The 24,621-nt window shown below is 66.1% G+C and carries 24 protein-coding genes and 2 tRNA genes; 16 read left to right on the top strand and 10 right to left on the bottom strand.

What is annotated here, in order from left to right; translation table 11 throughout:
• Positions 1 to 21: 21 nt before the first annotated feature.
• Genes pepN through NNX34_RS10645 form a run of 4 tightly spaced genes read left to right on the top strand, consistent with a single transcriptional unit; the run spans position 22 to position 4,356 of the window.
• Positions 22 to 2,574 (top strand): aminopeptidase N, encoded by a 2,553-nt coding sequence (pepN, locus tag NNX34_RS10630; protein WP_255766463.1) that lies wholly within the window; start codon positions 22 to 24, stop codon positions 2,572 to 2,574.
• Between the two features lie 56 nt (positions 2,575 to 2,630).
• A complete protein-coding gene (locus NNX34_RS10635) occupies positions 2,631 to 3,149 on the top strand; it encodes an OsmC family protein (RefSeq protein ID WP_255766464.1) in 519 nt (172 codons plus the stop codon).
• A gap of 48 nt (positions 3,150 to 3,197) precedes the next feature.
• On the top strand, positions 3,198 to 3,875 hold the full coding sequence (locus NNX34_RS10640; protein WP_255766465.1) for a mechanosensitive ion channel family protein: 678 nt from the start codon (positions 3,198 to 3,200) through the stop codon (positions 3,873 to 3,875).
• Positions 3,868 to 4,356, top strand: a complete 489-nt coding sequence (locus tag NNX34_RS10645) for a globin (RefSeq protein ID WP_255766466.1) — start codon at positions 3,868 to 3,870, stop codon at positions 4,354 to 4,356. Before NNX34_RS10640 ends, NNX34_RS10645 begins: the two co-directional genes overlap by 8 nt.
• Positions 4,357 to 4,374: 18 nt before the next feature.
• Here NNX34_RS10645 and NNX34_RS10650 read toward each other — a convergent pair whose 3' ends face one another.
• Complete coding sequence (locus NNX34_RS10650; RefSeq protein WP_255766467.1) at positions 4,375 to 5,037, bottom strand: hypothetical protein; 663 nt, start codon at positions 5,035 to 5,037, stop codon at positions 4,375 to 4,377.
• Positions 5,038 to 5,517 carry a thioesterase family protein gene (locus NNX34_RS10655; protein WP_255766468.1) on the bottom strand — a complete coding sequence of 160 codons (480 nt, stop codon included), beginning with the start codon at positions 5,515 to 5,517 and terminating at the stop codon, positions 5,038 to 5,040.
• 147 nt (positions 5,518 to 5,664) lie between these two features.
• On the opposite strand from NNX34_RS10655, the gene NNX34_RS10660 reads away from it, so the two are divergent.
• Positions 5,665 to 6,549 carry an acyl-CoA thioesterase II gene (locus NNX34_RS10660; protein ID WP_255766469.1) on the top strand — a complete coding sequence of 295 codons (885 nt, stop codon included), beginning with the start codon at positions 5,665 to 5,667 and terminating at the stop codon, positions 6,547 to 6,549.
• A gap of 78 nt (positions 6,550 to 6,627) precedes the next feature.
• On the opposite strand, the gene ettA is transcribed toward NNX34_RS10660, so the two are convergent.
• The 4 genes from ettA to NNX34_RS10680 all read right to left on the bottom strand — a co-directional run bounded on the left by ettA (position 6,628) and on the right by NNX34_RS10680 (position 10,471).
• Positions 6,628 to 8,310 (bottom strand): energy-dependent translational throttle protein EttA, encoded by a 1,683-nt coding sequence (ettA, locus tag NNX34_RS10665; RefSeq protein ID WP_227921013.1) that lies wholly within the window; start codon positions 8,308 to 8,310, stop codon positions 6,628 to 6,630.
• A 598-nt stretch (positions 8,311 to 8,908) separates the two neighbouring features.
• The gene (locus tag NNX34_RS10670; protein WP_255766470.1) at positions 8,909 to 9,322 is read right to left on the bottom strand and encodes a hypothetical protein; all 414 of its coding nucleotides are present in this window, start codon (positions 9,320 to 9,322) and stop codon (positions 8,909 to 8,911) included.
• A gap of 110 nt (positions 9,323 to 9,432) precedes the next feature.
• Positions 9,433 to 10,035: a single-stranded DNA-binding protein gene (locus tag NNX34_RS10675; protein ID WP_255766471.1), complete on the bottom strand. Its 603-nt coding sequence runs from the start codon at positions 10,033 to 10,035 to the stop codon at positions 9,433 to 9,435.
• 363 nt (positions 10,036 to 10,398) lie between these two features.
• A tRNA-Arg gene (locus tag NNX34_RS10680) sits at positions 10,399 to 10,471 on the bottom strand.
• Positions 10,472 to 10,734: 263 nt separating this feature from the next.
• Here NNX34_RS10680 and NNX34_RS10685 point away from each other — a divergent pair.
• From NNX34_RS10685 to NNX34_RS10705, 5 genes are all read left to right on the top strand, one after another.
• Positions 10,735 to 11,562: a DUF4397 domain-containing protein gene (locus NNX34_RS10685; protein ID WP_255766472.1), complete on the top strand. Its 828-nt coding sequence runs from the start codon at positions 10,735 to 10,737 to the stop codon at positions 11,560 to 11,562.
• Positions 11,563 to 11,649: 87 nt separating this feature from the next.
• Complete coding sequence (locus tag NNX34_RS10690; protein ID WP_255766474.1) at positions 11,650 to 12,330, top strand: class F sortase; 681 nt, start codon at positions 11,650 to 11,652, stop codon at positions 12,328 to 12,330.
• Positions 12,331 to 12,392: 62 nt separating this feature from the next.
• On the top strand, positions 12,393 to 12,965 hold the full coding sequence (locus NNX34_RS10695) for an RNA polymerase sigma factor (RefSeq protein WP_255766475.1): 573 nt from the start codon (positions 12,393 to 12,395) through the stop codon (positions 12,963 to 12,965).
• Positions 12,946 to 13,779, top strand: a complete 834-nt coding sequence (locus NNX34_RS10700; RefSeq protein WP_255766476.1) for an anti-sigma factor — start codon at positions 12,946 to 12,948, stop codon at positions 13,777 to 13,779. The genes NNX34_RS10695 and NNX34_RS10700 overlap by 20 nt, the downstream gene beginning before the upstream one ends.
• A 20-nt stretch (positions 13,780 to 13,799) precedes the next feature.
• Entirely contained in the window at positions 13,800 to 14,537 is a 738-nt protein-coding gene (locus tag NNX34_RS10705; RefSeq protein WP_255766477.1) for a M50 family metallopeptidase, read from the top strand.
• A gap of 13 nt (positions 14,538 to 14,550) precedes the next feature.
• Here the strand turns inward: NNX34_RS10705 and NNX34_RS10710 are convergent, their stop codons facing one another.
• Positions 14,551 to 14,970 (bottom strand): DUF3224 domain-containing protein, encoded by a 420-nt coding sequence (locus NNX34_RS10710; protein ID WP_255766478.1) that lies wholly within the window; start codon positions 14,968 to 14,970, stop codon positions 14,551 to 14,553.
• Positions 14,971 to 15,088: 118 nt separating this feature from the next.
• Between NNX34_RS10710 and NNX34_RS10715 the strand changes: the two genes are divergently transcribed.
• A complete protein-coding gene (locus NNX34_RS10715; RefSeq protein WP_255766479.1) occupies positions 15,089 to 16,354 on the top strand; it encodes a glycosyltransferase family 87 protein in 1,266 nt (421 codons plus the stop codon).
• Here the strand turns inward: NNX34_RS10715 and mptB are convergent.
• Complete coding sequence (gene mptB / locus NNX34_RS10720) at positions 16,317 to 17,861, bottom strand: polyprenol phosphomannose-dependent alpha 1,6 mannosyltransferase MptB (protein WP_255766480.1); 1,545 nt, start codon at positions 17,859 to 17,861, stop codon at positions 16,317 to 16,319. The genes NNX34_RS10715 and mptB overlap by 38 nt on opposite strands.
• Positions 17,862 to 18,102: 241 nt before the next feature.
• On the opposite strand from mptB, the gene NNX34_RS10725 reads away from it, so the two are divergent.
• From NNX34_RS10725 to NNX34_RS10745, 5 genes are all read left to right on the top strand, one after another.
• Complete coding sequence (locus tag NNX34_RS10725) at positions 18,103 to 18,714, top strand: hypothetical protein (RefSeq protein WP_255766481.1); 612 nt, start codon at positions 18,103 to 18,105, stop codon at positions 18,712 to 18,714.
• Between the two features lie 51 nt (positions 18,715 to 18,765).
• Positions 18,766 to 19,368 carry an oligoribonuclease gene (orn, locus tag NNX34_RS10730; RefSeq protein ID WP_255766482.1) on the top strand — a complete coding sequence of 201 codons (603 nt, stop codon included), beginning with the start codon at positions 18,766 to 18,768 and terminating at the stop codon, positions 19,366 to 19,368.
• 140 nt (positions 19,369 to 19,508) lie between these two features.
• Positions 19,509 to 19,584 (top strand) — tRNA-His (locus NNX34_RS10735).
• A 172-nt stretch (positions 19,585 to 19,756) separates the two neighbouring features.
• The gene (locus tag NNX34_RS10740) at positions 19,757 to 20,914 is read left to right on the top strand and encodes an acyl-CoA dehydrogenase family protein (RefSeq protein WP_255766483.1); all 1,158 of its coding nucleotides are present in this window, start codon (positions 19,757 to 19,759) and stop codon (positions 20,912 to 20,914) included.
• A 40-nt stretch (positions 20,915 to 20,954) separates the two neighbouring features.
• Positions 20,955 to 21,527 carry a peptide deformylase gene (locus NNX34_RS10745; protein WP_255766484.1) on the top strand — a complete coding sequence of 191 codons (573 nt, stop codon included), beginning with the start codon at positions 20,955 to 20,957 and terminating at the stop codon, positions 21,525 to 21,527.
• A gap of 97 nt (positions 21,528 to 21,624) precedes the next feature.
• Here the strand turns inward: NNX34_RS10745 and NNX34_RS10750 are convergent, their stop codons facing one another.
• On the bottom strand, positions 21,625 to 23,088 hold the full coding sequence (locus tag NNX34_RS10750) for a glyceraldehyde-3-phosphate dehydrogenase (RefSeq protein WP_255766486.1): 1,464 nt from the start codon (positions 23,086 to 23,088) through the stop codon (positions 21,625 to 21,627).
• A gap of 117 nt (positions 23,089 to 23,205) precedes the next feature.
• On the bottom strand, positions 23,206 to 24,513 hold the full coding sequence (locus tag NNX34_RS10755; RefSeq protein WP_255766487.1) for an MFS transporter: 1,308 nt from the start codon (positions 24,511 to 24,513) through the stop codon (positions 23,206 to 23,208).
• Between the last annotated feature and the right edge of the window lie 108 nt (positions 24,514 to 24,621).

Genomic DNA, 24,621 nt, shown 5'->3' on the forward strand with positions numbered 1-24,621 from the left:
AAAGGCCCAACCTTGCCAGGTATGAATCTCACGCGCTCCGAAGCCCGTGAACGTGCAGAACTCCTCGACGTCGAGTCCTACGACGTCAACCTCGACCTGACCCGGGGAGAGACGGTGTTCGGCAGCACGACCGTCGTCCGGTTCTCCGCCCGCCCCGGGACCTCGACCTTCATCGACGCGGTCACCGACACGGTTCACCGGATCACGCTCAACGGCGTGTCCCTGGACCCGGCGGAGGTGTCCGACGGCGTGCGGATCTCCCTGCCGAACCTCGCCGAGTCCAACGAACTCGTGGTAGACGCGGACGCCCGCTACATGAACACCGGTGAGGGCCTGCACCGTTTCGTGGACCCCGTGGACAACGAGGTCTACCTTTATTCGCAGTTCGAGGTTCCGGACTCCCGCCGGATGTTCGCGGTCTTCGAACAGCCGGATTTGAAGGCCACCTTCCGCTTCACGGTCACCGCGCCGTCGCACTGGGACGTCATTTCCAACTCCCCCACCCCGGAACCCGTTGCCGCCGGCGACCTGACGGACGCCAGTCCGCGCTCCACCTGGTCCTTCGAACCCACGCCGCGGATCTCCTCCTACATCACCGCGCTGATCGCAGGTCCGTACCAGTCCGTCCGCAGCGAGCTGACCAGTTCCGACGGACGCACCATCCCCCTGGGTGTCTTTGCCCGCCGGTCCCTGATGCAGTTCATGGACGCGGAGAACATCTTCGAACTCACCCGCCAGGGCTTCGCCTTCTACGAGGAGCAGTTCGGTACGCCGTACCCGTTCGAAAAGTATGACCAGCTCTTTGTGCCCGAGTTCAACGCCGGGGCCATGGAAAACGCCGGTGCCGTGACCTTCCTCGAGAGCTATGTCTTCCGTTCCCGGGTTACCGAAGCCACCGTGGAACGCCGCGCCGTGACGATCCTGCACGAACTGGCGCACATGTGGTTCGGCGACCTGGTAACGATGCGCTGGTGGAACGACCTGTGGCTGAATGAATCCTTCGCAGAGTTCATGTCTACCCTCGCCGCTGCCGAGGCCACCGAGTTCAAGCAGTCCTGGACCACGTTCGCCTCGTTGGAAAAGGCCTGGGCCTACCGCCAGGACCAGCTGCCCACCACGCACCCCATCGTCGCCGAAATCCGGGACCTGGAAGACGTCCAGGTGAACTTCGACGGCATCACCTATGCCAAGGGCGCTTCCGTGCTCAAGCAGCTGGTGGCCTGGGTCGGACAGGATAAGTTCATGGCCGGCGTGCGCGAGTACTTCGGCAAGCACTCCTGGCAGAACACCGAGCTGTCGGATCTGCTGTCGGAGCTGGAAACAGCCAGCGGCCGGGACCTGTCCGACTGGTCCGCGAAGTGGCTGGAGACTGCCGGCGTAAACACCCTGCGTCCGGAGTTCGAGACCGATGAGGACGGCACCATCACGTCCTTCGCCGTGCTGCAGAGCGCTATCGAGGAATACCCCACCCTTCGCCCGCACCGCCTGGCGATCGGCTTCTACAACCCGGACGCGGACGGCAGGCTGCAGCGCACGCACCGCGTGGAGCTCGACGTCGACGGCGAACGCACCGAAGTTTCCGAACTCATCGGCCAGCCGCGCCCGGCCCTGCTGCTGCTCAACGACGACGACCTTGCCTACGCAAAGATCCGCCTGGACGCCGCCTCGCAGCACACCGCCACCCGCAGCCTGCGCAACATTGCGGATTCCCTCCCCCGGACGCTCGTGTGGGCCTCCGCCTGGGACGCAGCGCGGGACGCCGAGATCCCCGCCCGCAACTACGTGGAACTGGTCCTGCAGAACATCGCCTCCGAGTCCGACTCGACCGTTGTCCAGGTGCTGCTGCGCCAGCTGGCCACCACCCTGGCCTTCTACGTCAGCCCCCAGGACCGCGGGCCCATGACCGTTGCCGCTGCGGAGAGTCTCTGGGAGTTGGCTTCGGCAGCGGAGCCGGGCTCCGATTCGCAGCTGCAGTTCGTCAAGGCCTTCGCCGCCCACGCCTCGTCGGACGAGCAGCTGGACGCGCTGGCAGGTCTGTTCACCGGCGAGCAGTCCCTTGAGGGGCTGACTGTCGACGCGGACCTGCGCTGGGAGCTGCTTACCGGTCTCGTGGCCGGGGGCCGGCTGGGCACAGCGGACATCGACGCGGAACTCGAGCGCGATGCCACCGCCACGGGTGCCCTTGCAGCGGCCATGGCCCGTGCGGCCATTCCCACGGCAGAAGCCAAGGCAGCGGCCTGGGAAGCGATCGTGGAGCGCTCCGACATGCCCAACGCCGCGCAGCGTTCGGCCATCGCCGGATTCATGCGGGTCCACGACACCGGCCTGCTGGAACCGTACGCACAGAAGTACTTTGCGTCGATCCGCGACGTGTGGGCCAGCCGCACCCACGAGATCGCCCAGCAGATCGCCGTCGGCCTCTACCCGTCCCGGCTGACGCGCCAGGACACGGTGGACACCACCGATGCCTTCCTCGCCGATCTGGGCGGGGACTCGCCCTCGCTGCGACGGCTGATCCTGGAAAGCCGCGACGGCGTGGTCCGCGCCCTGAAGGCGCAGCAGGCCGACCGGTAACACCTTGCCGCCGCGGTTCCCTTCCATCCCACGGCTCAGACGGTAGCTTGGAGAACGTGAATCTCTCCGAACACCGTTACACGCTCGACCTGGAATGGACGGGAAACCGCGGCGACGGGACCGCTTCCTACCGCGGCTACGGCCGCGACCACATCATCCGCGCCCCCGGGCTGCCTGACCTGCCCGGAACGGCGGATCCCACCTTCCACGGCGACCGGGACCGCTGGAACCCCGAGCAGCTTCTGCTGGCCGCACTGGCCCAGTGCCACATGCTTTCCTACCTCCACGTGGCGGTCCGAAATGGCATCAGGGTGCTCGCCTATGAGGACTCCCCGGAGGGGCTGCTGCGGCTCAACCGGGACGGCAGCGGTGAGTTCACCACAGCCGTGCTTCGTCCCAAGGTGACTATCGACGGCGGCGCCGGGCCGGCCGCCGTCGAACTGGCAACCGGGCCGATGCACGCCGAGGCGAACCGACTGTGCTTCATTGCGCGGAGCGTCAATTTCCCGGTGGAGCACCGGCCCCGGACGCTGACCGTGCCCGGGCTGCCCTCCGGGCACGGCCGGCACGGGTAGCCTTAACCGCAGACCACTGTCCGGCTACACAAAGGTGAACGGCTACCCGTGCTTTCCGCTTCCGAAATTGACCTCTCTTCAGTGACCGTCAATGATTTTGACTTTTCCGGCCTGATCGAGGCTGCCTTTATTGTCCTGGCCGCCACGGGCGTGTGGTTTGTCGCCCGTTTCCTGATCAACCGGCTGGTGGCGCGCGCCCAGAAGGGCTATTCGCTGCTGCACTCCTCCAAGATCAAGTGGGCGCAGCCGGTGATGCGCAACCTGGACAAGAAACGCCGCGCCCAGCGCGCAGACACCATCGGCGCCCTGCTGCGCAGCGCCGTCAACGTTTCCATCTGGACCGTCGCGATCATCATGGTCCTGGATGCCGTCGGCATCAACATCGCCCCGCTGCTGGCCAGTGTCGGCATTGTCGGCATCGCCCTCGGTTTCGGCGCGCGGGAACTCATCCGCGACGCCCTGGCCGGGTTCTTCATCACCATTGAGGACCAGTACGGAATCGGCGACGTCATCGAAGTCGGCGACACCGCCGGAACGGTGCAGTCCGTGGGCATCCGGATCACGCGGATCATCGATGACCGCGGCGTCATCTGGTACATCCGCAACGGCGAGATCGCCAAGATCGGCAACCGCTCCCAGGGCACGTACCTGGGCGAAACACCGGCAGAACCGGAGGAACCGGCGAAGGCCGGCGCGCTCAAGGACGGCATGGCCGCCAATGACTGAACCGTCGCCTGAAACGGCACCCCAGGCGCCCCCGAGCGCGGCATCCCTGCCGCTGCAGCCGGCGCAGCAGCCCACGCTGCAACCGCAGGCTTTCCAGCAGCCGCAGTACACGGACAACTTCTATGAGGCCGTGGGCGGGCATCCCACGTTCGTGAAACTCGTGGACGTGTTCTATGCCGGAGTGGCGGAGGACCCCCTGATGCGGCCGATGTATCCCGAGGAAGACCTCGGGCCGGCCAAGGAACGCCTGCTCCTGTTCCTCGAGCAGTACTGGGGCGGCCCGAAGACCTACGGCGAGCAGCGCGGGCACCCCCGCCTGCGGATGCGGCACATGCCCTTCATCGTCACCCCCGCGGCGCGGGACGCCTGGCTGCGGCACATGCGTGCCGCCGTCGACTCCCTCGAGCTCTCACCCCTGCACGAGGGGACCCTCTGGGATTACCTGGAGCGGGCTGCCCACTCCATGGTCAATTCGGCCTGATCCGCCGCCGCGGCCGGCCTACAGGACCGCCGGCAACCGGGTCAGGACATGCCCGAGCGGGGTACTCAGCCGCAGCCAGCGCCCGTTGCTGAACAGGGCGGCGTCGGTCTCGGGTCCGTCGGCGGGCAGGAAGCCGAGGGACAGCGCCGCAAAGGCAGCCCCTGCGGGCACCGGCGTTTCGGTTCCGCCCATGGGCTGCGCCCAGACCCGTGTCCGGGCACTGTGCACGACGGCGGCTCCCGGACTCTGGGGCAGCATCGCCGCGACCTCGCGGATTCCGCGGTGTGCCGTCTGCTCGAGCAGCTGTACCGGAACCCGGCCGGCCGGCTGCCAGCCCGAACGCGGTGCCAGGATGCCCGCCCACGTTTCGCGCACGGTCATCGGCGGCACGGGAAGCACGGTGTCTGCGGTTCCCATCCGGGCAAGCCGGTCCCCCACAGCCGACAGCTGGACCGTGGCGTCCACCTCCGCTGGAGCAGCCAGCGGCATGGTCCGCAGGCCCAGCACGGTCGGTGTGTCTTCCCCGAGAATCCGGGGGCGCAGGACGCAGACATAGGCGGCCAGGACACTGCCCACGGCCTGCAGGCGGACCGCACCGTCGTCGGCTGTTCGGGCACGGGCCACGAAGTTACGCAGATCGGCCGTGACCTGCGGATCCGCCAGCCGGAGTTCGCTGTCCATCTAGTTCCCCTGTCCGGCAGGAACGGCTGCACGGAACGGCACGGGCTCGCCCATCCACGCCTGGAGCACTTCCCGCTGCTCGTCCGTGAGCGGGGTGGGCCTGCCGGTGGCAGCCTCCACCTGCACCATGGCCGCTTCGGCGTAGGCGTACACCGTCGCCGGGTCTTCATCCGCCACGCGGAAACCGTAGGCAAGGCTGCTGGAGCCGATCCGGGTCACCCAGACGTCCACCCAGACAGGTTCCTTCCGGTGGAGCAACGGCGACACGTACTCGATTTCCTGCCGGACCACGTATGTTGCCGTCCTGTCCCCGGCCAGGTCCCGGAAGCTACCCGGCCCGCCCGCACCGGCCGGAAGCGGCAGCAGGCCCAGCTGGACCCGCGCTTCCTCGAGGAACTGGACGAACCGAACGTTGTTGATGTGGCCGTTGGGATCTTGGTCGCCGAACCGAAGCTGGACGGGGAAACGATGCACAGACATGCCCCCATCTTTCCAGAGAGTGAGGTTTGCCCTAAAACGCAGGGCACCGGCGGCCGCACTGGTTACTGGCCGGTACGTTTAAGCTAGAAGTGTTCCACGGTTCCTGCCTGAGGCAGCACCGCCTTTCCTGCTAGGAGATAGTCCCTCATGTCCATTGATGAATCCTTCGATCCGACCGCGTCCCTGCTCGAGCTCCTGAACCTTAGCTGGGCCGACGGCGCGAAGACCGACGAGGACATTTTTGTCGGGGGTTCCCAGGCAGAACCGCGCAAGCGGGTCTTCGGCGGACAGGTGCTGGGCCAGTCCCTTGTTGCTGCGGCCCGCACCGTTCCCGAAGACCGGATCATGCACTCCATGCACGGGTACTTCCTCCGCCCCGGCGACACCGAGGTGCCCATTACCTTCGGTGTGGAACGGCTGCGGGACGGCCGCTCCTTCTCCGCCAGGCGCAGCCACGCCTACCAGAACGGCAAGCCGATCCTGTCCATGATCGCTTCCTTCCAGGTTCCCGATTCGGGGGTGGATCACCAGGAGGAGATGCCCGCCGGCATCCCCGAGCCGGAGGACCTGCCGACCACTGCCGAACTGCTGAAGGACTTCGACCACCCGGTGGCCGAGGCGTGGTCCCACCGGCGTCCCATGGACATCCGCCACGTAATGGACCCGGTCTACGTTCGCGCCGGACGGGAAAAGACCCCGCACAACGCCGTCTGGATGAAGACCTTCAAGCCAATGCCCGACGGCGAGAACCTCCACCGCGCGGCCCTGGCCTACGCCAGCGACTACACCCTGCTGGAACCGGTGCTGCGCGGGCACGGGCTTGCCTGGACCACCCCGGGCATGAGCATTGCCAGCCTGGACCACGCCATGTGGTGGCACCGGCCGGTGCGGGTGGATGACTGGCTGCTCTACGTCCAGGAATCCCCCAGCGCTTCCGCCGCGCGGGGGCTGTCCACCGGACGGATCTTCAACCGAAGCGGTGAACTGGTGGCCACCGTTGCCCAGGAAGGCATGGTCCGCGTCCCGCAGTAAGCACTGCCGACCCTGCACGAAAAGAGCTCCGCTTCCCCGAAGGGAAGCGGAGCTCTTTTTTCTCGGGCTGCGCCGGACTTAGTCGCGGGTCAGGCGGCGGTGCGTCACACGGTGCGGCTTGGCTGCATCCGGGCCGAGGCGTTCGATCTTGTTCTGCTCATAGGACTCGAAGTTGCCCTCGAACCAGTACCAGTTCGCCGGGTTTTCCTCGGTGCCTTCGAAGGCGAGGATGTGGGTGGCCACACGGTCCAGGAACCACCGGTCGTGCGAGACCACCACGGCGCAGCCGGGGAATTCCAGCAGCGCGTTTTCGAGGCTGGACAGGGTTTCGACGTCCAGGTCGTTAGTGGGCTCATCGAGCAGGAGCAGGTTTCCGCCCTGCTTCAGGGTCATGGCCAGGTTCAGCCGGTTGCGCTCACCACCGGAAAGCACGCCGGCCTTCTTCTGCTGGTCCGGGCCCTTGAACCCGAAAGCGGAGACATAGGCGCGGGACGGCATTTCCACCTGTCCCACCTGGATCCAGTCGTGCCCCTCGGAAACGACCTCCCACAGGCTCTTCTCCGGGTCGATGCCGCCGCGGGACTGGTCCACGTAGGAGATCTTCACGGAGTCGCCGATCTTCAGCTCACCGCCGTCGAGCTCTTCCAGACCGACGATGGTCTTGAACAGGGTGGACTTACCCACGCCGTTCGGGCCGATGACGCCGACGATGCCGTTGCGCGGAAGCGAGAAGGACAGTCCGTCGATCAGCTGCCGGTCGCCGAAGCCCTTCTGCAGGCCCTTGGCTTCCAGCACGAGGGAGCCCAGGCGCGGGCCCGGCGGGATCTGGATTTCTTCGAAGTCCAGCTTGCGGGTGCGGTCCGCTTCGGCTGCCATTTCCTCGTAGCGGGCCAGACGGGCCTTGGACTTCGTCTGGCGGCCCTTCGCGTTGGACCGGACCCAGTCCAGCTCATCGGTGAGGCGCTTGGCCAGCTTCTGGTCCTTCTTGCCCTGGACTTCCAGGCGTGCGCGCTTCTTTTCCAGGTACGTGGAGTAGTTGCCCTCGTACGGGTACAGGTGTCCGCGGTCCACTTCGGCGATCCACTGGGCCACGTGGTCCAGGAAGTACCGGTCGTGGGTCACGGCCAGGACGGCGCCGTGGTAGGCGGAGAGGTGCTGCTCAAGCCAGAGCACGCTCTCGGCGTCCAGGTGGTTGGTGGGCTCATCGAGGAGCAGCAGGTCCGGCTTCTGCAGCAGCAGCTTGCAGAGCGCCACGCGGCGGCGCTCACCGCCGGAGAGGAGGGTGACATCGGCTTCGGGCGGCGGGCAGCGCAGGGCGTCCATGGCCTGTTCGAGCTGGGAATCAATGTCCCACGCATCGGCGGCGTCAATGGCTTCCTGCAGCTTGCCCATTTCCTCAAGCAGGCTGTCGAAGTCCGCGTCCGGCTGCGACATCTCTTCGGAAATTTCGTTGAACCGCTGGATCTTGCCGTAAATCTCGCCGACGCCCTCCTGGACGTTGCCGAGTACGGTCTTTTCCTCATTCAGCGGCGGCTCCTGGAGCAGGATGCCCACCGTGTAGCCGGCGCTGAGCCGGGCCTCACCGTTGGAGGGGGTGTCCAGTCCAGCCATGATCTTGAGGATGGTGGACTTACCCGCACCGTTGGGACCCACCACGCCGATCTTGGCACCGGGGTAGAAGGACATGCTTACGTCGTCGAGGATAACTTTGTCGCCAACGGCCTTGCGGGCCTTGGTCATCGTGTAGATAAATTCCGCCATATCTACAAGGCTAATGTGTCAGCGCCGATATGTACCATTTCCCGGCTTCGGGCCCGGGCGGTTACCCCTGCGCTGCGGCCGGGGAGACCGGGGCTCCAGGGTGTCCGGATCCCTGCAGGTTGTCCCCGCAAGTTGTCCGGATCCCCGCAGCATGTCCGGATCCCTGCAGGTTGTCCCCGCAAAGCGTCCGGATCCCTGCAGGTTGTCCCCGCAAAGCGTCCGGATCCCCGCAGCATGTCCGGATCCCTGCAGGTTGTCCCCGCAAAGCGTCCGGATCCCCGCAGCATGTCCGGATCCCCGCAGGTTGTCCCCGCAAAGCGTCCGGATCCCCGCAGCATGTCCGGATCCCTGCAGGTTGTCCCCGCAAGTTGTCCGGATCCCCGCAGCATGTCCGGATCCCTGCAGGTTGTCCCCGCAAGTTGTCCGGATCCCCGCAGTATGTCCGGATTCCTGCACCGCGCGGCGCAGGAATTGTCACAGACCGCAGGGATCACGACAAACCGAAGGGGCTTTCCCCGGCTGAGTTGGCCTGCCGGTCCGGACAGCTGATCCGACTCCGCGCCGGTGCCTGCATGGGGATTCCGGTGTCAGTTCCCGGTCAGTTCCCGACGAAGCATCCGCCGCCGGACAACACCGGCAACACTGTGACGTAGGCCGACCCGTCCCGGACCTCACCGAAAATGCATTCCCCGTCCTGCACAGCCGCAGCCTGGATCGAGTCAACCTCCAGGCCGGTCGGGGTGCTGTCAGCCGAGACTTCCACCGATCCCGCCGGGAAGCCGGCCGCGGCAAACGCCGCAGCCACCGCTTCCCCGTCCGGCAGCGAATCCGAATCAGCCAGCTTTCCCAACTCGGATTCCAGTACTTCGGTGACCGCGGCATGGGGCGAGGGTGTCTCCGCCGAGGTCGATCCCGGCGCGGTCGATCCCGCCGGCGCAGGTTCCTCGGTGTTTTCCCCTTGCCATCCGCAGCCGGAAAGCCCGACCGCGAGCGCCAGGAACCCGGCCGCCATGCCAGCGGCGGGAGGGGTCGGTCGGGCTCTGCGGCGGGGGTTCATCCGGCGATTGTGCCACGTATTACGCTGCGCGGACAAAAGGGGTCCCGGGATATAGGGGTGCGCTCTCAATACGGCGCGGCAGCTCCTTCACGGGCAGCCTTCGTGGTTTCCGCCTGTTTGTCCTCCGCGGCCATGCTGTCCCCGGCGACGGCATCAAGAAGTTCACCGGTCAGCGCATCAATCCGACCCAGGGACTCCGCGGACTCAAGATCCTCGTGAGACCCGGGCCCGGCGGCGTCGTCCGTTCCTGCTCCGCCGGCCATCCCGCCGTCGATACCGCCGCCGACGCCGGATGCGTCGCTGCCGGCGGACGTGGTGCGGCGGAAGCTGGCGGTCCCCCACATCAGGTCATGGCCCACCGTGTCGGCGTCAATGTCGGCGCTGGTGCCGCTGCGACCGTCCTCCGTGACCCACTGCCGCAGGCGCAGCCGGCCGGTCACTACTACCCGGTCCCCCTTGTGGATGCTGAACGCGGCGTTGGTGGCCAGCTGGCGGAACAGGCTGACGGCGTACCAGTTTGTCTGTCCGTCCTGCCATCCCCCGGTGTCGCGGTCATACCGGCGCTCCGTGGTGCACATTCGAAAGCTCGCCACCGCGAGTCCATTGTCAGTGGTGTTCTGACGGAGGTCGGTGGCAACGTAGCCCCGGAGCGTAATGGTGTCACTCATGTTTTCCTGCCTTCGGTTCGGTACCGCGGCGCCTGTGCTTTGACGATGCGCAGTGTCGCCCGCATGCGTTCCGGCTGGTCCGCCGGTGCGTGCGAGTCTTCACCGATGTGCGTGCGCGTGCCCTCGGGAAGGGCCGGAATGTGGACCGCGTAAGGCGGGAAGGGGCACTGCCGGCCCTGTGGAGGAAGAGCTGTCAGTCCCCGGACCATGTGCTCTGCCTCGGCGAAGGTCATGCCAAGAGGGTGGGGTCGCCGCGGACCGACGGGACGGCCGGCGGGGCGTTTACGCGGGCTTGGCGTCGCCGGGCAGCCAAAACGCGAAGCCCCAGGCCGCCGCCGGGGCGCTGCAACAGATCCTGCTGAGTGCCCCCGGCGCGACTCGAACGCGCAACCTACGGATTAGAAGGCCGTTGCTCTATCCATTGAGCTACGGGGGCAACCACACGATGATACTACGGACGCCGCAGGCTCCCGTCCGAGTCCGTTCCCGCACCCCGCTGCTGCGGGCCGCCCGTCCCGGGCTAATACCCGCCGCCACCGTCCCGGATTTGGCTCCTCGAAGTCCCCGGCCCGGCTCCTCGAAAAACTTCTGCGGAAATTATCGCCGGTTCTGCATCCAAGACGATCCCACCGGAAGTAGTAGGGGTGTAAGTCACGGAACCCGTACCCGAAAGGTGCGGCAGATCAAGGAGCTCAGACCATGCGCAAGACCGCTACCGCTCTCGCGACCCTCGGACTGGGTGCCGCCGCAGCCTTCTCGGCTGTACCGGCATCCGCTGCTGATTCCGACACGGCAAAACTGTCGGTACTGCACGGCGTCCCGGACACTCCCGTGGACGTCTACGTCAACGGCACGCTTACCCTGGATGACTTCATGCCCGGTGATCTTGCCGGGCCGCTGGAGCTGCCGGGCGGCAACTACCAGCTGGCCATCACGGCCGCCGACGCCGCCGACGCCTCCGCCCCGATCATCGGCCCGGTCTCGGCTGACCTGGCAGCGGGAGGCAACTACACCGCCACCGCCAACCTGGATGCCTCGGGCAACCCGACGGCAAACCTGTTCACCAATGACACATCCGCCGTCGACGCGGGCAAGTCACGCCTGACCGTCCGCCACGTGGCCGCCGCACCGGCCGTCGACGTCCTGGCCGGCGGCACGCCGGTGATCGAGGGCCTCACCAACCCCAATGAGAAAGCGCTGACCGTGGATGCCGGAACGGTTTCCGCTTCGGTCGCTGCAGCCGGCACCACCACTCCGGTGATCGGTCCGGCAGATCTCGCCCTGGCCGAAGGCACGAACACGATTGTCTATGCGTGGGGTTCGCTCGAAGCAGGAAACCTGGCCCTCGCCACCCAGACCATCGAGGGGCTGCACTCCGCGCCGCACGCGGTGCCGGGTGCACTGGAGCAGGTTGCCCAGTCCGGGGATGACCAGACCATGACGGCGGCTGCCGCTGTCGGCGGCGTCGCGCTGCTCACCTTGGGTGCCGCCCTGCTGCGCCGCCGTTCCACGGTCAGCGACAGCTAAGCAGCACCCGCCCGATCCCCCGGTGCTGCGGCGCACCCCCTTTCCGCGCCGCAGCACCGGGGCCACCCTTTTTCCGGAGGTCCATCCATGCCCGTTGTTCCCCTGCGACGTTTCGCCGCAGCGGCTTGCCTCTCCGCCGGCATCCTGGGCGGTACGGCGGCCTGCAGCGGCGCCCCCGAGACCGCTTCCCCGGCGGATTCGGTTTCGACGGCACCCGCACCGGCGTCGACGGCGGCGCCCGCGCCGACGTCGACGGCGGCACCGACCGTCCCCGCCACTGACATACCCGTGCGGCCCGCCGTACCTACCCCGGCGGAAGCCGTTCCCGAGCCCGTGCGGGTCAGCGTGGAAGGAACCGGCATCGAGCTGGAGGTGATCCCGGTGGGGCAGGAAGCAAACGGCGCCATGACGCTGCCGGACAACCATTACCAGGCCGGCTGGTACCGCTACGGACCCGCGCCCGGATCCTCCTGCGGAGCAGCGGTGCTGGCCGCCCATGTGGACTCACGCACCGAGGAACTTCCCATTGCGGGCTTGGACGATGTCCCTGCCGGCACCCCCGTGACCGTGACCCGCAGCGACGGAACCGTCGTGGAATACACCACCGAAAAGGTGCAGAACATTCCCAAGGCATCACTCGACGAGTTTAATCTCTTCGACCGTGACGGTGCGCCGCGGCTGGAACTGGTAACGTGCGGCGGTAGATGGCTGGACTCGGTAGGTGACTATGAAGACAACGTTGTGCTCACCGCCGTACCCGTACCATAGTGGCTACCTCAGAGAGCTGCCGCATACCGGACGCAGCCCCGCACGGCAGGAGAACGGCACTGATGCCCACGGGCGCCTCAGATCGCGACGCCGCGATGGACCATGCCTTTGCGGCAGGGGACGAAGCGGCGCTGGCAGAGGCCTACCGTCGGTTCTCGCCCCTGATCCGCGCGCTGGCGATGCGCAAGCTGCTCGATCAGGGCGCAGCCGACGACGCCGTGCAGGAAGTGTTCATCCGGGCCTGGAAATACCGGGACAGCTACGCACCGGACCGCTCCACCCTCGCCGCCTGGCTGGTAGGGATCGGACGGAACGTGGCGGTCGGCATGGCCACTGCCCGGGGCCGTTCTTCGGAAACCCTGATGGAAGTTCCGGAGTCCGGCAGGAACCCGGTTCCGCCCGCCGGTCCTGATCCCGACGGCGTGGCAGACCGCGTGGTGCTTGATGCAGAACTGGCCAGGCTCGGGGAACCCCAGGGTTCCATCCTCCGCCTGGCCTTTCATGAAGACCTGACACATCAGCAGATATCGGAAACACTGAAACTCCCGTTGGGTACCGTAAAGAGCCATATTCGAAGAAGCCTTGTCCAACTCCGGCAGCGATTGGAGGTCAGCGATGCAGCATCTGCCACCTGAAGCGCTGGCCCTGTGCGCCCTCGGCGAGGCCGGTCCACAGGACACGGCGCACCTCGACAACTGCGCCGAGTGCACCGCCGAGGTCACCGCGCTGCACCGCGTTGTGACCGCCGGAAGGACCACGTCAGTTCCCGAGGGGCTCCCCCGTCCGCCGTCGTCGGTCTGGGACTCCATCCATGCCCGGTTGGGACTCGGGGATGCCGTGCGCGCCGATCCCTTTGATGCCGATCCCCGTCCCGCGGCTCCGTCCAATGAGGCTGCGCAGGCATCGTCTTCGCCTGACAAGAACGCCGAGACCGGATCGGCGCCGTCTCCGGCATCGCTGCAATCGCCCCCGGCAGGGTCGACGCCGGTTCCGCTGGAAGCCGCCCGGAAGCGCCGCGAACGACGTCGGCTGCCGCAGGTCCTCGGTGCCGCTGCTGCGGCCGTGGTGCTGGCAGCTGCGGGCACCTGGGGCGTCTCCCGGATCCTGGCAGACCGCAGCGAAGTTATTGCCGCGGTGGAGCTGGCCCCCTTGCCTGCCTATTCGGAAACGGGTCGGGCCGAGGTGGACCAGCGTTCCGACGGCGGACGCGAGCTGGTAGTCACGGCGAGCGGATCCGATGCCCAGGGGTTCCGCGAAGTCTGGCTGATCGCCCCTGACGTGCAGCGCATGGTCAGTCTGGGGACGATGGAGGGCACGGAAGGCCGGTTCACCATTCCGGCTAATCTTGACCTCGATGAGTACCCAATTGTTGATATCTCGGACGAGCCCTTTGACGGCAACCCCACCCATTCCGGCGATTCCATCCTGCGCGGAGTCCTCGAGCTCTAAGCCCGCACCGGCGGCCGTCCGTGGATGAGTCCCTGGGCGTCGCCGCCGAGTGGTGGTCGCGGGTCCTGGCCGGCTTCGACCGCGTTCCGGCCGTGGAACCCGAGCCCGGGGTGCTGCTGATGATTGCCGCCGCTGCCGCACTGCTGAGCGTTCCCCGGACAACGTGGCGGTGGTTCGGGCTATTCGTGACATTTGTCCATGAACTCGGCCATGCCTTCGCGGCACTGATGACCGGGCAGGTAGTGAAGGGCATCCGCCTCCGCTTTGACCACTCAGGAGACATGCGTTCCCTGGGGAGGGGCGGTTTCCCCGCGGCGTGGGCCGGCTTCTGGGGCTACCCCGTTCCGGCCGTGGTCGGTGCCGTCCTGGTGCTGGCAGCGCTCGGCGGCTGGTCGGGTGCGGCACTGTCGCTCAGCGCCCTGGTCCTGGTTGCCGCCCTGCTGTTCATCCGAAACGGCCAGGGGTTCGTGATTGCTTTCGGCTGCGCGTCCGTCTCGGTGCTGCTGGTCTGGTTCGCTGCCCCGCCGGTGGCGGGCTATGTGGCCATGTGTACCGGTATCGCGCTCCTGGTGGGCGCTGTCCGGGACTGGCTCAATGTGCTGAGCGTCCACACACGCCGGCGCCGGAACCTGGAAAGCTCCGACGCCTACATCCTCTTCCGGCGTACCGGGGTTCCTGCCGCCCTGTGGCTGGCGGGATTCGCCCTGGTCATTGCCGCTTCGCTCGCGACGACGGTGTTCGCCGCGCTGGGTGCCTAGTCCGGCCGCGGGCCTAGGCCTGGGGAGCGGGGAAAGTTACCCGCAGCTCGAGCCGATGCTGGCCGTCTTCTTCCTGCGTGTAGATGGCCTTGCCGGAGATGCCGGCGAGGTCGTCGGTGCCGGAACCTGGAATGATGTGCCCGGAGCTCGCCGTCGCAGTCCCCTCGGCCAGCCCCCAGTGCTGGATGACCATGGTTCCGGAGCGGCCCGCTATGGTTCCGGCAAAGACTTCGGAGCCCACATAGCCGGCCCCCACGGAGTTGCCGGCCATAATCAGGTCCGCGACGGACGTCCCGGTGATGTCACCCTCGTAGATCTTCACCGCCCGAACCGTGGAGAGTTCGCTGTTGGTTCCTTCCACCTGGTACGGCGTGGGTTCCCACTCCGAAACGTCGAAATCCGCCACAATCACTTCTTCAGTTAGGTCGGTCATTACTCCAGTATCCCGTGTCCGACGGCGGATTGCATGCCGGGAGCCGCGCTTGGGTAGCCTTATCGCTGTGCACGGACGCGGCACGGCAACGGATTTACCTAAGGAGCACCACCCTCGCATGACCCGGAAATCGGCATTCCAGCATCATCGGTTACTCCGCCCCGCCACCCTCTGGACGGTATTTGCCGTAGTCCACCTGGGCTTCCTTGCCGCCCTCGCAACCCGCATCCTGGGCGGGGACGTCCTCAGTGATGTGGGCTTCTACCGGCTGTGGGCGTTCTCGGGAATCCAGAACGGCTACTGGGTCGGGATTGACGGCGGCTGGGTCTATCCCATAGCGGCGCTCATACCGATGGTCCTGTCAGCGGCCTTTGGCTACGATGCCTACCAGTTCACCTGGTTCCTGCTCTTCACCGCCCTGAACGCGGCCGGCGTCGCGGTCCTTGCCCGGCGCGCCGGGACCCAGGGCATCGCGTCCGCCTACTGGTGGCTGGCCGTCACGGCACTGCTCGGCCCGGTTGCCGTGGGGCGCGTGGACGGACTTACCGCACCGCTGGTGATTATGGGCCTGCTCTTCCTTGCCACCCGTCCCGTCCTTGCCTCGGCGCTGCTGTCGCTGGCTACCTGGATCAAGGTCTGGCCCGCCGCCGTGATCCTCGCCGTGCTCGTGGCGTGGAAGAAACGCCTCACCCTGCTGGCCACCGGTGCCGCCGTATCGGCGGTCATTGCCGTCGCCGTGGCACTGTCCGGCGGCCTTTCCCACCTGCTGAGCTTCATCGGTGAACAGGGCGCCCGCGGCATGCAGATGGAAGCGCCGTTCACCACGCCGGGGCTCTGGCAGGCGATCCTCGGATCCTCCGACGCGTACATTTTCGAAGACAAGGTCATCAACACCCGCGAAGTCCGCGGCGCCCTCGGCGAGCCCGTGGCCGCGCTGATGACGCCGCTGCTGGCGGTGGCTGCCCTCGCCGTCGTCGGACTGCTCATCTGGGCGCTGCGCCGCGGGGCCGATTCGCGTGCCCTGCTGATCTCCGGCTCGCTGGCACTGGTGAGCGCGTTCATTGTGTTCAACAAGGTGGGGTCGCCGCAGTTCATGCTGTGGCTGGGCGCCGTGGTCGCCGTCGGACTGGCCTGGGAAGGCAAGGCGTGGAAGGTGCCCGGGGTACTTATGCCGGCGATTGCCGCGCTGACCACGCTGGTCTATCCGATGTTCTACTCTGCCCTGTACAACGACCTGAACATTGCCGTGGCCCTGCTCCTGACCGCCCGCAACATCCTGCTGCTGGTGCTCTTCGGCTGGTCGGTGGCCCGGGTCATCCGCCTTACCCGGGCCGGCGGCGACAGCCTCAGTGCGTCCGCAGTTCGCCCGGAGCAGGCTCCGTAAGCTTTTTGCGGAACAGGACCTTGGTCTTGGGATCCAGGAAGATCAGGTAGAGGGCGAAGCCCAGCGCGATCACGGCGGCGATCTGGCGGGCCGCGCTGAGGCTGAACTCGAAGTAGGGCCAGATATCGAGCTGGTCGCTGATGGCGTAGACCATAAAGAACGAAACAAACAGGTACAGCGTCTTCACCTGCCAGTCATCCCGCAGGCCCGTCACGGCGAACAGCGGGATGAGCCACACGACGTACCAGGACTGGATCATCGGTGCCAGCATCACGATGGCGGCGAAGGCCAGCGCCAGACGCCTGATCAGGCGGCTGTACTGCCCCACGAACATCTGCCACAGCACAATCCCCACGGAGGCCACGCGTCCGATCGTGTGGACAATGTCGGCCAGGGTCCAGCCCGGCAGTCCCAGGGCGTTGCCCAGCGTTGCCACCAGCATGCCGGCGAAGCCCACCGGGGCGTACCAGATCCAGACACTTCCGGGCGTGCTCAGGGCGCCCACCCAGCCGAAGCCGAAGCCGTTGATCAGGCCCATGATCCACAGCAGGCCCAGGGAAATGCCCGCAGTCATGAACCAGTAGACAAACTTCCGCCGCCATGACGCGTTCTTTCCGGCCCACAGCAGGCCGATAAACGGAAGGAAAATGATGGTGATCGGCTTGATGCCGATGGACAGGGTCACCAGCAGGATGCCGGCGAGGGCCCGGTTGGTCGCGGCCAGATACAGTCCGGCCAGTGCCAGGCCGATCATCAGGGCATCGTTATGGACTGCGGCGATGAAATTCACCAGGAACAGCGGGTTGGCTGCGGTCAGCCAGAGGGCACGGTTCGGGTTGATGCCGTGCAGCTCGGCCAGCTTCGGCACGTAGTAGACGCAGAGCGCGACGCCGATCAGCGCTATCAGCCGGAACAGCAGGATCGAGAACTCAGGCTGGCCGCCGGTAATCCGGACCACGAGTTCCTCGATCCAGAGGAAGACCGGTCCGTAAGGGGTGGGGCTTTGGGCCCAGAGATCATCTGCGCCGAGCTGCAGGTAGTTGGAGATCTGGGAGTAGCCGTCCTTGTACGGGTTCAACCCGCTGACCATCACCAGCCCCTGGGCGATGTAGGCGAAGACATCGCGGCTGAACAGCGGCAGGGCAACGCACATGGGTGCCGACCATGCGATCACGGCGCGCAGTACCACCGGACGCGATTCCGGACCCCAGCACCCCTTCATCCGCTGGCCAAGCCGCAGCCAGGACCGCACCAGGAGCATCCCGCCCGTTGCCAGCATCAGCACAGCGGCCACGGCGCCGATGGGCTGATCGAAGCGCATCCAGATAATCAGCGGATTGCTCCGGAGAGCGGCGGAATCGAGCGACAGCCAGCCCACGCCGAATGATCCGAAGAGGATCAAAAGGGAACCGATGAACCCCTGCAGGATCGCGATGTTGGGGCGGTCGGCTTTCGCTATCTCCGTGCCAGGAGACGAAGGCTCGGTCGCGGGGACCTGGGCGGTCATCTACGTGGTTCCAATCTCTGGGTGACACTGTGTCCTGCGGGCCTGTCGGCAGTCAGGGTCCGGTACCTGCTTCGAATGCGGGCATGAAAATGCCCGGGTACCGTAACAGGCTGATATTAGCACCGGGCCCTGCGCTTGCCCGGGTCGTAGCCGACGCGGCCGCCGTCAATCCTGTGAGCCGGACCACTGTCGCTTACACTGGTGTTTCTGTTGTGACAAACGAGGCAAGGCGGTATTGGCTGTGGGGCGCCACCGGGCAACAAAGATAAACAAACCCGTAAGGATCCGGGTTGCGGCAGCGCGGCCCGCACTACCGCAGGGACGCAGTCCGGAACTGCTGGCGTGGGGTGTCTTCCTCACTGCCGTTGCCGTCGTCGCCATGCTGTGGGTCGAGGTGCCTTGGGGGACCGTGACCGCCGCGTCGGCGCTGCTGTTCCTCGCCTTCGGGCTCAGCTGGCTCTTCGCTCCGCCGCGTACGACGACGGCGGCGGCCTCCGCAGTTCCCGCTCAGGCCCTGCCGGCTCCGGCGGTGCGTGCTCCGGCGGCTCCGGCAATCGTTCCCGCGCCCGCCCCGCCCACGGCTGCAGTTGCATCTCCCCCATCCGCTGGAGCCGCCGCTGCGCATGCCCGTCCCCGCTCCGCAGACCGGGCCCGAAACGCGCCGCACGGACGGCGTGCTGCCGCCGCCCCGGTGTTGATGCCCGCCGAACCGAGCCGCTGGACCCGCACCTTCGGACCGCCCGACACCGGCCAGATTCCCCTGCAGCCCTACCTGTCCGGCGTGCCGGCAAGCTACGCCACCGCTGACAACGCCCTTCCGGACCGGCGCCAGCGCAGCCACTCCAGCCTTTAGCCTCCGGACCCTTTCCAGGGACCAGGTGGTCGAAAGCGGTACATTGGAGGAGTGCCAATAACAAATGAACGTATGGTCTGGATCGACTGCGAAATGACCGGTCTGGACATCAAGAACGACGCCCTGATCGAAGTGGCCGTCCTCGTCACGGACTCCGAGCTGAACATCCTCGGCGACGGCGTGGACGTGGTCATCAAGCCAGATGACGCCTCGCTGGCGCAGATGGGTGACTTTGTGCGCCAGATGCACACCACCTCCAAGCTCCTCGACGAACTGCCCAACGGCATCACCATGGCCGAGGCCGAGGCCGCCGTCGTCGAATACATCACCAAGTGGGTGCCCGAGCCCAAGAAAGCGCAGCTCGCCGGCAACTCCGTGGGGACGGACAAGATGTTCCTGGCCCGCGACATGCCCGAAGTGATCGATTACCTGCACTACCGGATCATCGATGTATCCACCATCAAGGAGCTGGCCCGCCGCTGGTATCCGAGGGCCTACTTCCAGGCGCCGGCGAAGAACGGCGGCCACCGCGCCCTCGGTGATATCCGCGATTCCATCAATGAGCTGCGCTACTACCGCGAGGCTGTTTTCGTCCCCGCGCCGGGGCCGGATTCCGCCACTGCGAAGAAGATTGCCGCAGGAATTTCGAGTTAGCTCCATCACAAAAGTGCTGCTCGGCGCCGGACGTGTCAAAAGCACTCCAAAAACCGTGTAAGCTTGATTCCGCTGCCTCAGATAAATGAGTCCGCAAGACCACTCGCCTGGACTTCGCGGATGAACGTTTGAGGCACATGGTGGGTATAGCTCAGTTGGCAGAGCGCCTGGTTGTGGTCCAGGAGGTCGCGGGTTCAACCCCCGTTACTCACCCCAATGAGGCTGGCGGTTCCAGCTTCGAAAGGCCGCCTCGGATTAGTCCGGGGCGGCCTTTTATGTTTGTGTTTCACTGTTAGCGGTGCAGTGCCTAATGCACGGCGCCCGTGGGCAATGGCCCGCACTGAACCCCATACGCCTATGCGTGGCTTATCAATGAGGAGGCGCCGCCTTGGAGCGCAGACTGTTCGAAGAGGACCATGAGCTGTTCCGGGAAGTCGTCCGGGAATTCGATGCCCGCGAAGTCGCCGCCGGATACCCGGAATGGGATGCGGCGCACATGATGCCCCGCCGGCTCTGGAAAGCAGCCGGCGAACAGGGCCTGCTCGGTCTGGCCGTTCCCGAGGAGTTCGGCGGCGCCGGGATGCCGGATTACCGCTTCCGCGCCGTGATGGACGAGGAATTTGCCCGCTCCAACCACCTCGCCGTCGGCCTCGCCTTCCATCTGCATGACGACATGGTCCTCCCCCACCTGCTGGCCTACGGCTCCGACGAGCTGAAGGAACACTGGCTGCCCGGCATGGTGTCCGGAGATCTGGTCACCTCGGTGGCCTGGACCGAGCCCGGCGCGGGCAGCGACCTCCGGGGCATCCGCACCAAGGCGGTCCGCACCGACGACGGCGACTGGCGCCTCAGCGGCCAGAAGACCTTCATCGGCAACGGCATCAGCGGCGATGCGTCCCTGGTCCTTGCCCGGACGGACGGCGGCACCGGCCGTGGACAGCGCGATTCGTTCAGCATGTTCATGGTGGAGAAAACCGAGGGCTACAGCACCGGCCGCCAGCTCGACAAGATGGGCCTGAAGGCCTCCGACACCGCTGAACTGTTCTTCGACGATGTTCACGTCCCGGCCGCCAACCTTGTGGGCGACGTCGGCCGCGGACTGGAGTACGCCGAGGGGCAGCTTCCCCAGGGCCGGCTGGCCATCGCCGTCGCCTCCTCCGCCGTCGCCCGGCAGGTCTACGAAGCCACCGTGGAATACACCAAGAACCGCAACGCCTTCGGGGACCGGATCGCCGACTTCCAGAACAGCCGGTTTGCACTGGCGGACATCCTCACCGAGGTCGAAGTCACCGAAGCCTACGTCGATTCGGCCGTCCTTGCGTTCAATGAAGGAAAGCTCGACGCCGTCTCGGCCGCCAAGGCCAAGCTCTGGGCCAGCGAACGGGCCAAGTCCATCACGGACCGCTGCCTGCAGCTGCACGGCGGCTACGGCTACATCCTGGAATACCCGGTGGCCCAGGCCTTCCTGGCCGCCCGCCTGCTGACCATCTTCGGCGGCACCAGCGAAATCATGCGGGAAGTCATCGGACGCGGCATCGTCCGCTGAGCCCGGTTCCCGGCACCAACACCACGAGAGAAAGACAGTAATGACCGTTCGTCCCATCGTCATCCACGGAGAACCCGTACTGCACCGCAGGGCGGCCGAGGTGGAAGAGTTCAATGACGAGCTGCGCACCTTGGTTGCCGATATGTTCGAAACGATGGACGTCGCCAACGGCGTCGGCCTCGCAGCCCCGCAGATCGGCGTCGGCCTGCGCCTGTTCACCTTCGACTATGAGAACGACGACGACGCTCCGAACCGCGGCGTCGTCATCAACCCGGTCCTGATCACGTCCAAGATCCCGGGCTCCGCCCCCGATCCGGACGAAACCTCCGAAGGCTGCCTCTCCGTACCCGGCGAGAATTTCCCGGTGAACCGGGCCGAATGGGCGAAGATCAGCGGCTTCGACGAGTTCGGCGCGCCCGTGCAGTTCGAGGCGACCGACTGGTTTGCCCGCGTCCTGCAGCACGAGTACGACCACCTCGACGGCAAGCTCTACGTGGACCGGCTTACCGACCGCTGGAGCCGCAAGGCGCGGAAGGTGATGAAGGCGCAGGGCTGGACCGTCCCGGGCCATACCTGGATGCCGGGTGTAGACCCGGACCCCTTCGGGCACTGAGTCCTTCTGTACCGACACCACCCGTAACGCACGAAGGGCCCGCAGGAAATCTCCTGCGGGCCCTTCGTGATTTAAGCTCGCTGCGCGTTGCCGGCCCTTAGCCGGCGATGGCTGCCAGCGACTGTGCCTTGGGGAAAGCCGGCGGGTTGACGTGCGCCATCTCCTCCAGGACCCGGACCACCTGGCAGCTGTACCCGAATTCGTTGTCGTACCAGACGTACAGCACGAGGTTCTTGCCGTTGGAAATGGTCGCGAGACCGTCCACGATCCCGGCGCGCTTGGAACCCACGAAGTCGCTGGACACCACCTCGGGCGAGGCGATGTAGTCGATCTGCTTGTGCAGCGGAGAGTTCAACGAGGTTTCGCGCAGGAAGGCGTTCACTTCGTCCCTGGTGGCGGCGCTCTCCAGGTTCAGGTTGAGGATGGCCATCGACACGTCCGGGGTGGGTACGCGGATCGCGTTGCCGCTGAGCTTGCCTTCCAGCTCCGGCAGTGCCTTGGCAACCGCCTTCGCGGCACCGGTTTCCGTGATGACCATGTTCAGCGCCGCGGAGCGCCCGCGCCGGTCGCCGTTGTGGAAGTTGTCGATCAGGTTCTGGTCATTGGTGAAGGAATGCACCGTTTCCACGTGCCCGTTCACAATGCCGTACTTGTCGTTGAGGACCTTGAGCACCGGGGTGATGGCGTTGGTGGTGCAGGAGGCAGCCGTAATGATCCGGTCCTCGTCCGTGATGGACCCGTGGTTGATCCCGTGCACGATGTTCTTCAGGTCCCCCTTGCCCGGTGCGGTCAGCAGCACCCGGGACACACCCTTCGCGGCCAGGTGCTGGGACAGGCCTTCCTCATCGCGCCAGCGGCCGGTGTTGTCCACCACCACCGCATCGTTGATGCCGTACGCCGTGTAATCCACGGTCGCCGGATCGTTCGAGTAAATGACCTGGATCAGGGTTCCGTTGGCGAGGATGGTGTTTTTTTCTTCGTCCACCGTGATGGTGCCGTTGAAGGCCCCGTGGACCGAGTCCCGGCGCAGCAGGCTGGCGCGCTTCACGAGATCGTTTTCGGAGCCCTTCCGCACTACGATCGCGCGCAGCCGCAGGCCCTGCCCGCCGCCTGCTTTCTCCACGAGGATCCGGGCCAGGAGCCGTCCGATGCGGCCAAAGCCGTAGAGGACGACGTCGGTGCTCGTCCGCTCGTCGGCTCCGCTCTTGCCGGCGACGTCGGCCAGTTCGGCGCGCAGGAAGTCGTTGAGGTCCCCGCCCTGCTCCTTGTACTTGTTGCTCAGCCTGGCCAGGTCCACGGACGCGGCACCCAGTTCCAGCTCGGTCAGGGCCCGGAGCAACGGGTAGGTCTCTGCGACCGGGAGTTCGGTTTCGTCGATCTGGCGGGCGAACCGGTGCGCCTTCAGGATGTCGATAACCGACTTGTTGACGAGTGGACGCCCATAGACCGAGGTCACCACGCTGTTTTCCCGGTAGAGCCGCCCGATCAGCGGAATCATGGCCTCGGCGAGGGCCTCCCGATCCATCCAGGCATCAAGGCACGTATCCGAATTGGAGCTCACAGAACTTCACATCCTTTTCTCAGCCGGCACTGCGTTGTGCCGGTTGGGCGGTAATCCCTACCAGTGTATTAGGACACATCAACCCCGCCGGACCCACGGCTGAGAGATCAGTCACATTCAGGAGGTCTGCAGGCCGCTTTCGGCACGGTCGCCTGCCGGACCTTCCGCTCGTGGAGGTTCCAGGTCCGCAAGATCCCTTACCCGGCGCAGCGGGCCGAAGACAGCGGCCAACGGGGCAAGCGCGGCTACCAGGATCCCGGTCAGGATCCCTCCCCGGATATCCATCACCTCGACCAGCAGCCCGGCGGCAAATGCCGCGACGGCGAGCATGCCCCAGGTCACCATCCGCTGGGCGGACCCGAGACGGCCGAGCATCTGCGGCGGGCAGACCCGCTGGCGGAAGGTCGTGGAGACGACAATGTTCAAGGCAATGGAAAAGCCCGCGATGAAGAGTCCGACAAAGCCGGCAGTCATTCCCCAGCCCGGAGAGATGAACAGCAGGGTCGCGTATCCGCCTACTACCGGGAACATCGAATACCGCCACACCCGCCCGGAGCCGAGACGGCCGGTGATCCACTTGGTGGACAAGCCGCCGATGGTTCCCCCCACCGCCGTAGCTGCCGTCAGGAGGCCCAGCATGCCCGGAGACTCTCCGAGGGAACGGATCACCAGCAGGACCAGCAGCGACACCACGATGTTGCCGCCGAGGTTCCAGAGCGCGCCGGTGATGAGCAGCACGCGCAGGGGCACGGTACTGAAGGTGTAGCGCAGTCCCTCCCCCATGTCCCGGAAAACCCTCCGGTCCTTCGGGCGGTCGGGACGGGCCTCGGCAACGTCAAGCCGGAGAATCGCCGTCAGGGAGGCAAAGGACGCGGCGACCTGCAGCAGCAAAGCATTGGATGCCCCCCAGGCATCCGTGACCCAGCCGCCCACGGCCCGGCCGCCGGCGTCGCCAAGGGCACCGGAACCCGTCATGAGCCCGTTGCCCTCCACCAGTTCCTCGCGGTCCACCGCAGCAGGCACGAGTGCCTGCTCGGCAAGGGTAAAGAACACTGCTGCGAGTCCTGCGCCGAAAGACACCGCGAATAACTGGGTAACCGTGAGCGCCCCCAGCCACCAGGCCACCGGCAGGCTGGCCAGCAGCAGTGTCCGTACGGCAAGCGAAACCACTATCAGCGGGCGGCGGCGGTGCCTGTCCACGAGCACGCCGATAGGCAGCGCGAACAGGAGCCAGGGAAGAAAGGTCATACCGGAAAGGACGGCAACCGTGGAGTTCGAGGCGTCCAATTCCGTCACCGCTATCACCGGCAGGGCCACGCTGGTTACGGCAGTGCCGAATATTCCGGCGGTTGAAGAGATCCACAGCCGTCGGAAATTCGCATTTCGCAGAACCAGGGGCTTCCTTGCCGCCTCCGTGTGGGACATTGCCACAGACTAGCCCAGCACCGGTTGAATAAAACGAGTCAACGTGCCGGAAAAGGAATATTGCACGAAAGCTTTGCCAACGATGCGCAAATCTTTGGCTGCTGCAAG

The sequence above is a fragment of the Arthrobacter sp. zg-Y1116 genome (assembly GCF_024385485.1).
In the GTDB taxonomy this organism is placed as follows: domain Bacteria; phylum Actinomycetota; class Actinomycetes; order Actinomycetales; family Micrococcaceae; genus Arthrobacter_B.

What these genes read in the sequence shown, in the direction of transcription:
- NNX34_RS10660 (WP_255766469.1), top strand. Translation starts at nt 5,665, where the DNA reads ATGTCCATTGATGAATCCTTCGATCCGACCGCGTCCCTGCTCGAGCTC.
- NNX34_RS10645 (WP_255766466.1), top strand. Translation starts at nt 3,868, where the DNA reads ATGACTGAACCGTCGCCTGAAACGGCACCCCAGGCGCCCCCGAGCGCG.
- mptB (WP_255766480.1), bottom strand. Translation starts at nt 17,861, where the DNA reads ATGACCGCCCAGGTCCCCGCGACCGAGCCTTCGTCTCCTGGCACGGAG.
- NNX34_RS10685 (WP_255766472.1), top strand. Translation starts at nt 10,735, where the DNA reads ATGCGCAAGACCGCTACCGCTCTCGCGACCCTCGGACTGGGTGCCGCC.
- ettA (WP_227921013.1), bottom strand. Translation starts at nt 8,310, where the DNA reads ATGGCGGAATTTATCTACACGATGACCAAGGCCCGCAAGGCCGTTGGC.
- NNX34_RS10710 (WP_255766478.1), bottom strand. Translation starts at nt 14,970, where the DNA reads ATGACCGACCTAACTGAAGAAGTGATTGTGGCGGATTTCGACGTTTCG.
- NNX34_RS10715 (WP_255766479.1), top strand. Translation starts at nt 15,089, where the DNA reads ATGACCCGGAAATCGGCATTCCAGCATCATCGGTTACTCCGCCCCGCC.
- NNX34_RS10745 (WP_255766484.1), top strand. Translation starts at nt 20,955, where the DNA reads ATGACCGTTCGTCCCATCGTCATCCACGGAGAACCCGTACTGCACCGC.
- NNX34_RS10655 (WP_255766468.1), bottom strand. Translation starts at nt 5,517, where the DNA reads ATGTCTGTGCATCGTTTCCCCGTCCAGCTTCGGTTCGGCGACCAAGAT.
- NNX34_RS10675 (WP_255766471.1), bottom strand. Translation starts at nt 10,035, where the DNA reads ATGAGTGACACCATTACGCTCCGGGGCTACGTTGCCACCGACCTCCGT.
- NNX34_RS10670 (WP_255766470.1), bottom strand. Translation starts at nt 9,322, where the DNA reads ATGGCGGCCGGGTTCCTGGCGCTCGCGGTCGGGCTTTCCGGCTGCGGA.
- NNX34_RS10650 (WP_255766467.1), bottom strand. Translation starts at nt 5,037, where the DNA reads ATGGACAGCGAACTCCGGCTGGCGGATCCGCAGGTCACGGCCGATCTG.
- NNX34_RS10695 (WP_255766475.1), top strand. Translation starts at nt 12,393, where the DNA reads ATGCCCACGGGCGCCTCAGATCGCGACGCCGCGATGGACCATGCCTTT.
- NNX34_RS10755 (WP_255766487.1), bottom strand. Translation starts at nt 24,513, where the DNA reads ATGTCCCACACGGAGGCGGCAAGGAAGCCCCTGGTTCTGCGAAATGCG.
- NNX34_RS10700 (WP_255766476.1), top strand. Translation starts at nt 12,946, where the DNA reads ATGCAGCATCTGCCACCTGAAGCGCTGGCCCTGTGCGCCCTCGGCGAG.
- NNX34_RS10690 (WP_255766474.1), top strand. Translation starts at nt 11,650, where the DNA reads ATGCCCGTTGTTCCCCTGCGACGTTTCGCCGCAGCGGCTTGCCTCTCC.
- pepN (WP_255766463.1), top strand. Translation starts at nt 22, where the DNA reads ATGAATCTCACGCGCTCCGAAGCCCGTGAACGTGCAGAACTCCTCGAC.